The sequence below is a fragment of the Microbacterium sp. CFBP 8801 genome, from assembly GCF_014839455.1.
Classification (GTDB): Bacteria; Actinomycetota; Actinomycetes; order Actinomycetales; family Microbacteriaceae; genus Microbacterium.
On sequence record NZ_JACYNU010000005.1, the window covers coordinates 93295 to 106281 of the forward strand.

Sequence of the window (12987 nt, forward strand, 5' to 3'; positions counted from 1 at the left end):
GATCGCGATCGTGTCGCGGTGGGGGAGGAATGACCCACGGAGTCTCCAGTTCGGCAGCGCTGACGAAGTCGTCCGTCAGCTTCGACGGTCGACGCTACGAGCGTAATGTGTCGAGGGTGTTTCGCCGACCGCGTCGTTAGCGAACCGTGTCATGAGGATTGCGCGTCGCGGCCACCTGCACGGGAACAATTCCCAGGGTCCCGACGCTTAGAATTACGGGCGGAGCGCCTCGCGCGCCCCGGCCGACGTCGTCCTTTTTTCGAACAGGCGCCGCGCGCGCAGGAGGATCCATGGAGCAGCACGACCCCTTCGGTTTCATCGGACTGACCTATGACGACGTGTTGCTCCTTCCCGGGCACACCGACGTCATCCCGAGCGAGGCCGATACGTCGTCGCGTCTCACCCGTCGCATCACCGTGGCGACGCCTCTGCTCTCCAGTGCGATGGACACCGTCACCGAGGCCCGCATGGCCATCGCGATCGCCCGGCAGGGCGGCATCGGCATCGTGCACCGCAACCTCTCGATCGAGGACCAGTCGTCGATCGTCGACCAGGTCAAGCGCAGCGAGTCGGGCATGGTCTCGAACCCCATCACCACGACCCCGGATGCCACGGTGGCCGAGGTCGACGCGATGTGCGCCCAGTACCGCATCTCGGGTCTGCCCGTGGTCGACCCCGACGGCGTGCTCGTGGGCATCATCACCAACCGCGACATGCGTTTCGTCTCGGGCTTCGAGCGTCAGACGACGCTGGTGAAGGACGTGATGACCAAGGACGGGCTCATCACGGGCCACGTCGGCATCCACGCCAACGACGTCATCGCGACTTTCGCGAAGCACCGGGTCGAGAAGCTCCCCCTCGTCGACGAAGACGGAAAGCTCGCCGGCCTCATCACCATCAAGGACTTCGACAAGAGCGAGAAGTACCCCCTCGCCACCAAGGACGACCAGGGTCGGCTGCGCGTCGGCGCCGCCATCGGTTTCTTCGGCGACGCCTGGCAGCGCGCCGAGGCGCTGCGCGACGCCGGTGTCGACGTCCTCGTCGTCGACACCGCCAACGGGCAGTCGGCCGGCGTCATCGACATCGTCACCCGCCTCAAGGCCGACGCGTCGTTCGCGCACATCGACGTCATCGGCGGAAACGTCGCGACGCGCGAGGGCGCTCAGGCGCTCATCGACGCGGGAGTGGATGCCGTGAAGGTCGGCGTCGGACCGGGGTCGATCTGCACCACCCGCGTCGTGGCCGGCGTGGGCGTGCCGCAGGTCACCGCGATCTACGAGGCCGCACAGGCCGCGATCCCCGCGGGCGTGCCGGTCATCGCCGACGGTGGTCTGCAGTACTCGGGCGACATCGCCAAGGCGCTCGTCGCCGGCGCCGACACCGTCATGCTCGGTTCGCTCCTCGCCGGCACCGACGAGTCGCCGGGCGAGATCGTCTTCCAGGGCGGCAAGCAGTTCAAGCAGTACCGCGGCATGGGCTCGCTCGGTGCGCTGCAGACCCGCGGCAAGAAGACGTCGTACTCGAAGGACCGCTACTTCCAGGCCGACGTGCCCAGCGACGACAAGCTCATCCCCGAGGGCATCGAGGGCCAGGTCCCCTACCGCGGCCCCGTCGCCGCGGTGGCGTACCAGCTCATCGGCGGCCTGCGTCAGTCGATGTTCTACGTCGGCGCCCGCACCGTCGAGGAGCTCAAGAGCAAGGGTCGCTTCGTGCGCATCACGTCGGCGGGTCTGAAGGAATCGCACCCGCACGACGTGCAGATCGTCGTCGAGGCGCCGAACTACAAGAAGTAACGAGGTTCGACGAGGGGCCGGGCAGGCGACTGCCCGGCCCCTCGTCGTTCCGCTCCCGCGACTACGCTGTGCGCATGATCCGACGCAGGAGCCACCCCGAGGCGTCGCTCTCGGCGCGGCGGACCGAGGCGTTCACCGATGGCGTGTTCGCGATCGCCGCGACCCTGCTCGTGCTGGGCCTCACCGATCAGTCGCTGGGGACGATCCGTACGAACGACGACCTCGCGGCCGGTCTCGTGGGTCTCGCGCACCCCGTCTTCTCGTTCGTCATCAGTTTTCTGCTCCTGTGCCTCATGTGGATGACGCACGTGCGGCAGTTCGAGTACATCGCGCGGATCGACGCGCTCGGCATGTGGATCAACAGCTTCCGCCTGCTGCTCGTGGTCCTGGTGCCTTTCACCTCGTCGCTCAACACCACCTACGACGATCTGCTCCTGGGGCGCGTGCTGCTGCCCGTCAACTTCTTCCTCGCGATCCTGCTCGGCTGGATCCAGTGGGTGTGGGCGGCGCGGTCCGGTGCGATCCCCGACCTCTCGCGCGACGACGCCCGTCGCATGGGGCGTGCGGGATTCAGCGCCGTGGTGCTGGGTCTCGTCGCGATGGCGCTGAGCCCGGTGATCGGGTCGATGGCGTTCCTGGTGTTCCTCTTCGACGGACTCCTCACGCGAATCCTCCGCGGCGGCAACGACCTCGCCGCGCCCGTCGATGCCGCCCGCGCTCCCGACCCCGGCGGCGATGTCGAAGGGCGCGGGTAGGCTGGAGGGGTGACCATGGAGATCGACCTCGGCCGCGCCAAGCGCGCCCGCCGCGCCTACACCTTCGACGACATCGCCGTCGTGCCGTCGCGGCGCACGCGCAACCCCGAAGACGTCTCGACGGCGTGGACCATCGACGCGTTCCCGTTCGAGATCCCCGTGCTCGGTGCGCCGATGGACTCCGTGGTGAGCCCGCGCACCGCCATCGAGCTCGGTCGTCTCGGCGGCCTCGGCGTGCTCGACCTCGAAGGCCTCTGGACGCGCTACGACGACCCCGAGCCCCTGCTGGCCGAGATCGCGACGCTGGCCGACGCCGACGCCACGCGGCGTATGCAGCAGCTGTACGCCGAGCCCATCAAGCCCGAGCTCGTGCGCGATCGCCTCGCCGAGGTGCGCGCCGCGGGGGTCACCGTCGCCGGCGCCCTCACCCCGCAGCGCACGCACGACCTGTACGAGACCGTCGTCGCCGCGGGCGTCGACCTGTTCGTCATCCGCGGCACCACGGTCTCGGCCGAGCACGTCTCGAGCGGCGTCGAGCCGCTGAACCTCAAGAAGTTCATCTACGACCTCGACGTCCCCGTCATCGTGGGCGGAGCGGCCACCTACACGGCGGCGCTGCACCTCATGCGCACGGGCGCCGCGGGCGTCCTCGTCGGCTTCGGCGGCGGTGCCGCCTCGACCACCCGCGCCACGCTCGGCCTGCACGCGCCGATGGCCACCGCCGTCGCCGACGTCGCCGGCGCCCGTCGCGACTACCTCGACGAGTCGGGCGGACGTTACGTGCACGTCATCGCCGACGGAGGCGTGGGCACCTCGGGCGACATCGTGAAGGCCCTCGCCATGGGGGCCGATGCGGTCATGCTCGGCGTGGCGCTCGCCCGCGCCACCGACGCCCCGGGCCGCGGATTCCACTGGGGTCCCGAAGCGCACCACCCCAAGCTGCCGCGCGGCCACCGCGTCGCGGTCGACCGCGTCGGGCCGCTCGAGCAGGTGCTCTTCGGGCCGGCGCCCGTCGCCGACGGCACCGCGAACCTCATCGGAGCCCTGAAGAAGTCGATGGCGACCACCGGGTACTCCGACCTCAAGGAGTTCCAGCGGGTCGAGGTCGTCGTCGCCCCCTACGGGCACTGATACGGAGACCGAGTGACCGTCACCCCCGCGACCCGACCGGAGCCGCCGCGAATCTTCCCGCCCACCCTGCGGGAAGTCATGCTGCGACCCCGGTGGATCGCGTTGCTGGCGTTCTCGCTCGTCGTCGCCGGTGCCCTCGCGTGGCTGGGGCAGTGGCAGTTGGGCCGCGCGATCGACACCTCGCCGCCCGAGCCCGGCCTGACCGAGAACGTCCAGCCGCTCGCCGACGTCGTGCAGCCCGGCGCGTACCTGCCCGAGCCGCAGGTCGGACAGCGGGTCGAGGTGAGCGGCCAGTGGGTGGCATCCGATTTCATCGTCGTGTCGTCTCGTTTCAACGACGACGTCGAGGGGTACTGGGTCACGGGCCAGCTGCGCATCACGGGTACCGCTGAGCCCACGTCGGTCGCCGTCGCCACGGGCTGGACCGCCTCGCGCGAGCAGGCCGACGCTGCTGTCGACGAGCTCCAGGCCGCCGTCGACGCCGACCCCACCGCGACCGTCGAGGTCACGGGTCGTCTCATCTCCGACGAAGGCCCGTCCGTCCCGCCCCGCGGGGCCGACACCCAGACCCTCACCCGCATGTCCCCGGCGATGCTCCTCGGCCGGTGGCACGACGTCGACGACCTGCGGGTGTACCGCCAGTACATCGCCTCGCAGAGCGTCATCGGGCCCCTCGAGCCGATCTCGTCGCCGGCGCCCGACGAGGGTTCGCGCGTGAACTGGCTGAACATCTTCTACGCGGCGGAGTGGGCGATCTTCGCCGGCTTCGCGCTGTACCTCTGGTACCGCCTCGCACGTGACGCGTGGGAGAAAGAGGTCGAAGACCTCGAAGACGAGCACGCCGACGCGCTCGCGGCGGGGGCCTCGGCAACCCGCGACTAGACTGGCATCCATGCCCCGTGCCCCGAAGCTCGCCTCGTTCCCGGCGATTCGCGGAGCCCTGAAGTTCTACCAGATCTGCTCGGTCATCACCGGTATCGGCCTGCTGCTGCTGGTCGCCGAGATGATCCTGAAGTACACGCCCCTGCACATGGAGCTGTTCCTCGGCGGATCGGGTGGCTTCCTGTGGTTCGCGGATGCCATCCCCGGCCCCGATTGCCAGTGGTTCTCGCTGTTCGTGCCCTGGACCAACGAGTGCAGCATCCTCTCCACGGGTGACGGCGTCAACGTCTCTCTCGCGATCCTCGTCGCGCACGGCTGGTTCTACGTCGTGTACCTGATCTCGTGCTTCCGCGTGTGGAGCCTCATGCGCTGGCCGTTCCGTCGGTTCGTGTTCCTCGCCCTCGGTGGCGTGGTGCCGTTCCTCTCCTTCATCCTCGAGGTGCGCACCGCCCACGGCGTGCGCGCCTATCTCGCCGAGCGCGAGGCCGCCCTGGCATCCGCTCCCGTCTCTGCCCCGGAAGGCCAGCGGTGACCGAACAGACCGAAACGTCCCAGCGCCCCGTCCTCGTCGTCGACTTCGGCGCCCAGTACGCGCAGCTCATCGCCCGTCGCGTCCGCGAAGCGGGCGTGTACAGCGAGATCGTGCCGCACACCGCGACCGCCGCCGACATCGCCGCGAAGAATCCCGTCGGCATCATCCTGTCGGGTGGCCCGTCGTCGGTGTACGAAGAAGGCGCCCCCCGCCTCGACGAGGACGTCTTTGACCTCGACGTGCCGACGCTGGGTATCTGCTACGGCTTCCAGGTCATGGCGAAAGCCCTCGGCGGCGAGGTCGCCAACACCGGGCTCCGCGAGTACGGCGCGACCGACGCCACCGTCGTGACCGAGGGCACGCTGCTCGAGGGGCAGCCCGCCGAGCAGAACGTCTGGATGAGCCACGGCGACCAGGTCTCGCGCGCACCCGAGGGCTTCGAGGTGCTCGCCCGCACCGCGCACACCCCCGTCGCCGCCTTCTCGAACGACGCCCGTCGCATGTACGGCGTGCAGTGGCACCCCGAGGTCAAGCACTCCGACCACGGACAGCGCGTGATCGAGAACTTCCTGCTCAAGGCCGCGGGACTCCCCGCGGACTGGAACAGCGGCAACGTCATCGCCGAGCAGGTGGAGCGCATCCGCCAGCAGGTCGGCACCGGCCGCGTCATCTCGGCCCTGTCCGGCGGCGTCGACTCGGCCGTCTCGACCGCCCTCGTGCACGAGGCCGTCGGCGACCAGCTCATCGCCGTGTTCGTCGACCACGGACTCCTCCGCCAGGGTGAGCGCGAGCAGGTCGAGAACGACTACGTCGCCTCGACCGGCGTCCGCCTCATCACCGTCGACGCGCGCGAGACGTTCCTCGACGCCCTCGCCGGTGTCAGCGACCCCGAGCAGAAGCGCAAGATCATCGGCCGCGAGTTCATCCGCGCGTTCGAGAAGGTGCAGGCCGACCTCGTCGCCGAAGCCGCGGCCGAGGGGGAGCAGGTGCGCTTCCTCGTGCAGGGAACGCTCTACCCCGACGTCGTGGAGTCGGGCGGCGGTGCGGGCACGGCCAACATCAAGAGCCACCACAACGTCGGCGGTCTTCCCGAAGACCTGCAGTTCGAGCTCGTCGAGCCGCTGCGCACCCTGTTCAAAGACGAGGTGCGCGCGATCGGCCGGGAGCTCGGGCTTCCCGAGGCCATCGTCGGCCGTCAGCCCTTTCCGGGGCCCGGTCTTGGCATCCGCATCGTGGGCGAGGTCACCGCTGACCGTCTCGAGATCCTGCGTGCGGCCGACGCCATCGCCCGCGCCGAGCTGACCAAGGCCGGTCTCGACGACGAGATCTGGCAGTGCCCCGTCGTGCTCCTCGCCGACGTGCGCTCGGTCGGCGTGCAGGGCGACGGCCGCACCTACGGTCACCCGATCGTGCTGCGGCCCGTCTCGAGCGAAGACGCCATGACCGCCGACTGGACGCGGCTGCCGTACGACGTGCTGTCGAAGATCAGCAACCGCATCACCAACGAGGTGCGCGACGTCAACCGTGTCGTGCTCGACGTGACGTCGAAGCCGCCGGGGACGATCGAGTGGGAGTGAGCTTCGTCTGACTCCTGACGCGCAGCGGTGCCGGCCGGTGAATCGGCGGCGCGTGGGAGAGGATGGGGGCGTGACTCTCGGCGACTTCCCCGACGCGTGGTACCTCATCCTGTCGAGTCGGCTCATCCCCGATCTCGACGGGGGGTACACGATCTCCACTCTCGCGCGCGCCGGGCAGATGGCCGAGGCGGGAGCAGCTCCGCTGCTGCTGACGGTCGACCCCGGCACGGCCGACGCGCACGCGGCGCATCGGGCGACCTTCGTCGAGCGCGGGGTGGCGGCGGCATCGGGCATGTTCCGGAACCTCTTCGACGAGGCCGTGGCACCCGACGGAGGAGCGGCCGCGTGGGTGCGGCAGGCGGCACGCGAAGGTGGGGCCGACCCGGGGTTCGAGTACCGGAGCGTCGCCGGGGGAGCCATCGAGCTGCCCCAGGTCGCCGACCCCGATTGGCACCTCACCACCGCACCCATCGTGATCCGGGATGCCGCGGGCGAGCCCGTCGGGGTCATCGACGGATTCGGCGCCCTGTACCGCGCGTGGCTGACCTCGCTCGCGTCGGGCCTGCGCGCCGAGAACGACCGCCCCATCGTCGTCATCTGCGAGTCGCGTCAGCTCGGCGAGCTCATCGTGGGCTGGGGCGACGACCGCGCGCGGATCGTGCACACCGTGCACACCATCCATCTCGAACCGCCGTACCGGGATGACTCCGACCTCAACGCGCTGTGGACGCGATGGTTCCGCGTCGCCCCGCGCTTCGACGCGGTGCTCTGGCCGACGGACTACCAGCGGTGCGACGTGCGCGACCGCTTCGGCCCGTTGTCCCACGACCTCGTCGCCCCGCACGCCGTGATGGGTCCTGAGGTCAGCGTCCCCTCGGCCGATCGCGACGCGGGCCGGGTGGTCGTGCTCGGTCGGCTCGCGCCCGGTAAGCGGCTCGGGCACGCCATCCGTGCCTTCGCGCGCGTCTCGGCCGAGGTGCCCGGGGCGCGTCTGGAACTGTGGGGAGAAGGGGCGCAGCGCGCCGACCTCGAAGCCCTCGTCGTCGAACTCGGCCTCGACCAGGTTGTGACGCTCCCCGGACTCACCACCGATCCCGGCGCGGTGCTCGATCGGGCCGCGGTGTACCTCACGACCTCGGCCTTCGAGGGCCAAGGGCTGGCGCTGGCCGAGGCCCTCGCGCACGGCACCCCGGTGGTCGCCTACGACATCCGCTACGGCCCGCGCGACATGCTGGCCGGGGGAGGCGGCATCCTGGTGCCCGACGGCGACGAAGATGCGCTCGTCGACGCACTGCGGCGCGTGCTGACGGATGCCGCGCTGCGCGAACGCCTCTCGACCGAGGCCCTCGATGCGGCGACGACGCTGAGTCCCGCGCGGGCGATGCAGACGCTGGCCGCAGCGTGCGCCGAGGCGCTGTCGCGCGACCGGCGGCGCTGAGCCCGGCGGGGGCGGGGCGCTGCGGCGGGGGCGGCGTCCCTCGCTCGGACCCCTCAGCCCCGGCGGCGGACCCACCGTCGCGCGCGACCCCCGCGAGCCCCGCTCAGCCGCGCGCGGCAGCCCTCACGGCGTCGGCGGCGGCGGCCGGTGAGCCGTGGAAGGCGGGACCGTGCCCGGGCAGGACCCACTCGGCATCCAGTCCGGAGATGCGGTCGAGCGAGGCCATCGCCTCGGCGGGGTCGTCGGTGAACGGTGCGGGGGCGGCGCCCATGCGGCCGGTGAGCACGTGGCGCGTGGTGAGCGCGTCGCCGACGAACACCGCGCGCACGGCGGGGGAGTGCACGGCGATGCTGCCCGGGGAGTGCCCGGGCATGCCGACCACGCGGGGGCTGCCCGGGAGCTCGAGCACGTCGCCGTCGGAGACCTCGTTCACCTCGGTCAGCCACTGGGGGCGCACGCCCTTGCGGATCCCGTAGGCGGCGAAGCTGAGCAGCGGGCCGAGGCGCATCGGGCCCATGGCCGCCTTCGGCTTCGAGCCCCCGCGGGCGCGGTCGGCGTCGGCGGAGTGCACGTAGACGGGAACGCCGTGCTCGCGGCGCAGGCGCTCGGCGAAGCCGACGTGGTCGCTGTCGCCGTGGGTGAGCACGACGCCGCGGATGTCGCCGGGGGTACGGCCGATGGCATCCAGTTCTCGAAGCAGGTCGGCGTGCATGCCGGGGAGTCCGGCGTCGACGAGGGTGATGCCCTCGGGGGTGACGATGAGGTACGAGGCGACGATGTCGTTGCCGATGCGGTGGAGCGACGGGGCGAGTCTCATGAGGGGCCTTCCTGGATGGCTACGAACGTTAGCCATGATAGCTTATATCCGTAGCCATGGGAGGAATCATGCCGACTCCGGAGAGAACGAGCCTCGATGAGATCATCGATGCGGCAGCGCGACTGCTCGACGAGGGCGGACCGAGTGCCGTCACGATGCAGGCCGTCGCGCAGGCGGTGGGGGTGAAGGCGCCCTCGCTCTACAAGAGGGTGCGCGACCGCGAGACTCTGCTCGCGCGCGTCGGGGAACGGGCCGCCGACGAGCTCACCGCTCGGCTGACGGCGGCATCCGACGATCTCGACGCCCTGCTGATCGCGTTCCGTCGCTTCGGCCACGATCGTCCCGAGGCGTTCCGTCTGCTGTTCACGACGGTGGTGGATGCCGATCGCCTCGCGGCCACGAGCGCGCCGGTGCTGCGGGCGACCACGTCGGCGGTGGGCGAGAAGCACGCGCTCGACGCCGCGCGACTGCTGACGGCCTGGGCCACGGGCTTCGTGACCATGGAGCTCGGCGGGGCCTTCCGGCTCGGCGGCGACCTCGATCAGACGTACGACTACGGTCGCGCCCACCTCGTCGCCTCGCTCTCGAACGCTCACGACGGGGATCGGCCGGCCCAGGGGTCGTAGTCGGCGATCAGGCCTTCCTGCGCCGGGCGCTCGGCATCCGGAACGTGCTGCAGGTTCACCCGCACGCGGTACCAGAGCGAGCTCGAGCCGCGCATGCCGTCGACGAGCACGTCGGCCGGGTGCAGGGCGGAGGTGGCGTCGGGATGCCGCTGCTTCCACGTCTCGAGTGCCTCCAGCGCCTCGGGCTTGGTCTTGGTGCGCGCGACCTCGATGAGCGGCATGATCGACGCTCGCCGGCCCGAACCGTCGCCGCCACGCGGGGGCTTCTCGGCCGGACCGAGCTCTTTCGCGAGGGCGAGGAGCGCGTCGAGAGACCCCGCCGCGTCGTCGATCCCGGCGTGCGGGTCTCCGAGGGTCGCGAAGCGCTCGGGCACGGTGAGCACGGTGAACTCGTCGGGGCGGCGGCTTCGCACCTCGTCCCAGGTCAGCGGTGTCGAGACGCGCGCGTCGGGGAGGGCGCGCACGGAGTAGGCCGACGCGACCGTGCGGTCCTTGGCGTTCTGGTTGAAGTCCACGAAGACGCTCTCGCCCCGCTCCTCCTTCCACCAGCGGGCGGTGGCGAGCCCGGGCGCGCGATTCTCGACCTCGCGGGCCAGGGTCTCGGCCGCGAGACGCACGTCGGCGAAGTTCCACTCGGGGCGGAGGCGCACGAGGATGTGCAGCCCGCGCGACCCCGAGGTCTTGGGCCAGCCGACGAGGCCGTGGTCTTGCAGGACGTCGCGGGCGATGAAGGCCACGTCGACGATCTGCGACCAGTCGACCCCCGGCATTGGGTCGAGGTCCACGCGCAGCTCGTCGGGATGATCGAGGTCTTCGGCTCGCACGGGATGCGGGTTGAGGTCGAGGCAGCCGAGGTTGACGACCCACGCCAGCCCCGCGGCATCCCGGATCACCGTCTCTTCCGCTGACGTGCCCGAGGCGTAGCGCAGGGTCGCGGTGTCGATGAAGGCGGGGTGGTTCTCGGGCACGCGTTTCTGGAAGAACGGCTCCTGGTCGAGGCCTTTCGAGAAGCGCTTCAGCACCATCGGCCGCCCACCGGCGCCCCGGAGCGCCCCCTCGGCGACGGCGAGGTAGTACCGCACGAGGTCGAGCTTGGTGATGCCGGGCTCGGCGAACACGACGCGATCGGGACTGGTGACGCGCACCTCGTGTCCGTCGATGTCGAGGATCTCGGCGGGCGTCTTCGCGGGGCTCATGACGCGACGCTAGCGTCGGGACGCTCAGCCGCGGCACCCCTTGCGGGCGCTCCGCCCCGGCGTTGAGTGTCCAGAACACGCCGTACATCGACCTGGTCTCGCGGCGTGTCCTGGACACTCAACGGGAAGGAAAGGCGGGGACGACGAAGGGCCGCCCCGAACGGGACGGCCCTTCGCGTGAATCGGTGCGTCAGTTGTTGCCGCGGATGATCGCGATCATGCGCAGGATCTCGACGTACAGCCACACGACGGTGACCATGATGCCGAAGGCGCCGACCCACGCGTAGACGCGCGGGGCGCCGTTGCGGACGCCGCGCTGGATCTGGTCGAAGTCGAGCACCAGCGAGTACGCGGCCATGATGACCACGAGCACACCGAGGATCAGACCGATCGGGATGCCGGCGATGGTGGCGCTGCGCAGGCCGAACGCCATTCCCTCGGGCAGCACGCCGAAGAGCATGAGGCCGACGTTCAGCAGGCTGAAGACGAGGTAGCCGACCATCGCGATCATGAAGATCTTGGTGGCACGCTTCGAGGCGCGGATCTTGCCGCTGGCGAAGAGGGCGAGGGTCACACCGACGACCGAGAGGGTCGCGAGGGTCGCCTGCACGACGATGCCGGGCAGCATAAACTCGAAGAACGCCGAGATTCCGCCGATGAACAGACCCTCGAACGCCGCGTAGGCGATGAACACGGGGACCGACGGCTTCTTCTTGAAGATCGCGACCATGGCGAGCACGAAGCCGCCCAGGCCTCCGATGATCATCGGAGCAACGCTCGGGTTGGGGTTGGCGACGCTGACGCCGCTCATCGTCCAGATCCAGCCGACGACGGCGGTGACGACGAGGATGCCGAAGAGGGCCAGGGTCTTGAAGACGGTGTCTTCGACGGTCATGCGACCGGTCTGGGCTGCACTCGCCGCGGGGGCTGCGTACGCCCCTTCGATCGACGCGTCTGCGGCGGGATCGACGGCCGGGGGCGGGCTGTAGCGCGTCTGGGCGCCACCGGCTCGAGGGTCCTGGAACGCCGGGTTGCTGAATGCCGGGTTGTTGAGGGCCACGGGAACTCACACTCCAAAGATGGTGATCACAGCACCGTGCTGTCAGACAACACTAGCCGAGGGGGCCGCGGGATTCCTTGTGCTGACTGGGATTCTGCTTTGAGCGGACCCGTTGTTCACCCGGCGTCGTTAGCGTGACGGAATGCCCCTCGTCATCGGCCACCGCGGTGCCCCCGGGTACCTCCCCGAGCACTCCCGCAGCTCGTACGCGCGAGCGATCGCCGCGGGAGTGGATGCCGTCGAGCCCGACGTCGTCCCCTCGAAAGACGGTGTGCTGGTCGTGCGTCACGAGAACGAGATCAGCGCCACGACCGATGTCGCGACGCGTCGCGAGTTCGCCGACCGGCGCACGTCGAAGACGATCGACGGCGAGCGGCTCGAGGGGTGGTTCACCGAGGACTTCACCTGGGCGGAGCTGCAGACCCTCCGGTGCCGGGAGCGCATCCCCGCGATCCGTCCCGCCAGCGCCGCCCACGACGACACCGAGCCCGTGCTGCGCCTGCGCGACGTGCTCGACCTCGCCCGCGAGGGGGGAGTCGGGGTGGTGCTCGAGATCAAGCACGCGGCCGCGTTCGCCCGCCTCGGCTTCGACATGGCCGAGCTCGTACGCGACGAGCTGCGCACGGCCGGGTGCGCGGATGCCGTCGACTCCCTCGTCATCGAGTCGTTCGAACCCCTGGTGCTCACGCGGCTGCGCGACCTCGGCATCCGCGTTCCGCTGGTGCAGCTGATCGAGGCCGACGGCGCCCCGTGGGACCTGCGGGAACGCGACGGCACTGACGCCGCGGGGTACGCCGCCATGCTGACCCCCCGGGGGCTCGACGGGCTCGCCGCCGAGGTCGACGGCATCAGCCCCGACAAGCGCCTCATCCTCGCCCCCGACCGCTGGGGCCGTGCGCGCGGCCCGGCTCCGCTCGTGGCCGAGGCGCAGGAACGCGGTCTGCGCGTCTTCACCTGGACATGCCGTCCCGAGAATATGTTCCTGCTGCGCGCGTATCGGCGGCCCGGCGGCGCTGCGGCGTTCGGGGATCACCGCGCGGAATGGTCGGTGCTGCGCGACGCGGGGCTCGACGGGGTGTTCGTGGATAATCCCGACCTGGGGGTCGAGTTCTTCCGGAGCTGAGCGCGTCGAGTCGATCTGCGGGGCGCGGTGGATCGGAGGCCGCGCAACCCCGCCCCT

Annotated in this window: 12 protein-coding genes; 9 read left to right on the forward strand and 3 right to left on the reverse strand. The window is 70.5% G+C overall.

Annotated elements, in window-relative coordinates:
* Window positions 1-290 precede the first annotated feature (290 nt).
* From guaB to IFR11_RS08025, 7 genes are all read left to right on the forward strand, one after another.
* Window positions 291-1793 carry an IMP dehydrogenase gene (guaB, locus tag IFR11_RS07995; protein ID WP_055833991.1) on the forward strand — a complete coding sequence of 501 codons (1503 nt, stop codon included), beginning with the start codon at window positions 291-293 and terminating at the stop codon, window positions 1791-1793.
* 74 nt (window positions 1794-1867) lie between these two features.
* Window positions 1868-2548: a TMEM175 family protein gene (locus tag IFR11_RS08000; protein WP_070409867.1), complete on the forward strand. Its 681-nt coding sequence runs from the start codon at window positions 1868-1870 to the stop codon at window positions 2546-2548.
* 15 nt (window positions 2549-2563) lie between these two features.
* Window positions 2564-3679, forward strand: coding sequence for a GuaB3 family IMP dehydrogenase-related protein (locus IFR11_RS08005; RefSeq protein ID WP_055833994.1), 1116 nt, complete (start codon window positions 2564-2566; stop codon window positions 3677-3679).
* 12 nt (window positions 3680-3691) lie between these two features.
* On the forward strand, window positions 3692-4561 hold the full coding sequence (locus IFR11_RS08010; protein WP_342030267.1) for an SURF1 family protein: 870 nt from the start codon (window positions 3692-3694) through the stop codon (window positions 4559-4561).
* A 10-nt stretch (window positions 4562-4571) separates the two neighbouring features.
* Complete coding sequence (locus IFR11_RS08015) at window positions 4572-5093, forward strand: DUF3817 domain-containing protein (protein ID WP_055834000.1); 522 nt, start codon at window positions 4572-4574, stop codon at window positions 5091-5093.
* A complete protein-coding gene (guaA, locus tag IFR11_RS08020; RefSeq protein ID WP_191915788.1) occupies window positions 5090-6670 on the forward strand; it encodes a glutamine-hydrolyzing GMP synthase in 1581 nt (526 codons plus the stop codon). Before IFR11_RS08015 ends, guaA begins: the two co-directional genes overlap by 4 nt.
* 70 nt (window positions 6671-6740) lie before the next feature.
* Complete coding sequence (locus IFR11_RS08025; RefSeq protein WP_191915789.1) at window positions 6741-8108, forward strand: glycosyltransferase; 1368 nt, start codon at window positions 6741-6743, stop codon at window positions 8106-8108.
* 103 nt (window positions 8109-8211) lie between these two features.
* Here IFR11_RS08025 and IFR11_RS08030 read toward each other — a convergent pair whose 3' ends face one another.
* A complete protein-coding gene (locus IFR11_RS08030; protein ID WP_191915790.1) occupies window positions 8212-8925 on the reverse strand; it encodes an MBL fold metallo-hydrolase in 714 nt (237 codons plus the stop codon).
* Between the two features lie 68 nt (window positions 8926-8993).
* Between IFR11_RS08030 and IFR11_RS08035 the strand changes: the two genes are divergently transcribed.
* The gene (locus tag IFR11_RS08035) at window positions 8994-9551 is read left to right on the forward strand and encodes a TetR/AcrR family transcriptional regulator (protein ID WP_191915791.1); all 558 of its coding nucleotides are present in this window, start codon (window positions 8994-8996) and stop codon (window positions 9549-9551) included.
* Here IFR11_RS08035 and ligD read toward each other — a convergent pair.
* Together ligD and IFR11_RS08045 are read right to left on the reverse strand one after the other, a co-directional pair.
* The gene (gene ligD / locus IFR11_RS08040) at window positions 9518-10747 is read right to left on the reverse strand and encodes a non-homologous end-joining DNA ligase (protein ID WP_191915792.1); all 1230 of its coding nucleotides are present in this window, start codon (window positions 10745-10747) and stop codon (window positions 9518-9520) included. The two genes, IFR11_RS08035 and ligD, sit on opposite strands and share 34 nt — an antisense overlap.
* Window positions 10748-10937: 190 nt before the next feature.
* Complete coding sequence (locus tag IFR11_RS08045; RefSeq protein WP_191915793.1) at window positions 10938-11807, reverse strand: Bax inhibitor-1/YccA family membrane protein; 870 nt, start codon at window positions 11805-11807, stop codon at window positions 10938-10940.
* Between the two features lie 142 nt (window positions 11808-11949).
* On the opposite strand from IFR11_RS08045, the gene IFR11_RS08050 reads away from it, so the two are divergent.
* On the forward strand, window positions 11950-12930 hold the full coding sequence (locus IFR11_RS08050) for a glycerophosphodiester phosphodiesterase family protein (protein ID WP_191915794.1): 981 nt from the start codon (window positions 11950-11952) through the stop codon (window positions 12928-12930).
* Window positions 12931-12987 lie beyond the last annotated feature (57 nt).

What these genes read in the sequence shown, in the direction of transcription:
- guaB (WP_055833991.1), top strand. Translation starts at nt 291, where the DNA reads ATGGAGCAGCACGACCCCTTCGGTTTCATCGGACTGACCTATGACGAC.
- IFR11_RS08000 (WP_070409867.1), top strand. Translation starts at nt 1,868, where the DNA reads ATGATCCGACGCAGGAGCCACCCCGAGGCGTCGCTCTCGGCGCGGCGG.
- IFR11_RS08005 (WP_055833994.1), top strand. Translation starts at nt 2,564, where the DNA reads ATGGAGATCGACCTCGGCCGCGCCAAGCGCGCCCGCCGCGCCTACACC.
- IFR11_RS08015 (WP_055834000.1), top strand. Translation starts at nt 4,572, where the DNA reads ATGCCCCGTGCCCCGAAGCTCGCCTCGTTCCCGGCGATTCGCGGAGCC.
- IFR11_RS08030 (WP_191915790.1), bottom strand. Translation starts at nt 8,925, where the DNA reads ATGAGACTCGCCCCGTCGCTCCACCGCATCGGCAACGACATCGTCGCC.
- IFR11_RS08035 (WP_191915791.1), top strand. Translation starts at nt 8,994, where the DNA reads ATGCCGACTCCGGAGAGAACGAGCCTCGATGAGATCATCGATGCGGCA.
- ligD (WP_191915792.1), bottom strand. Translation starts at nt 10,747, where the DNA reads ATGAGCCCCGCGAAGACGCCCGCCGAGATCCTCGACATCGACGGACAC.
- IFR11_RS08050 (WP_191915794.1), top strand. Translation starts at nt 11,950, where the DNA reads ATGCCCCTCGTCATCGGCCACCGCGGTGCCCCCGGGTACCTCCCCGAG.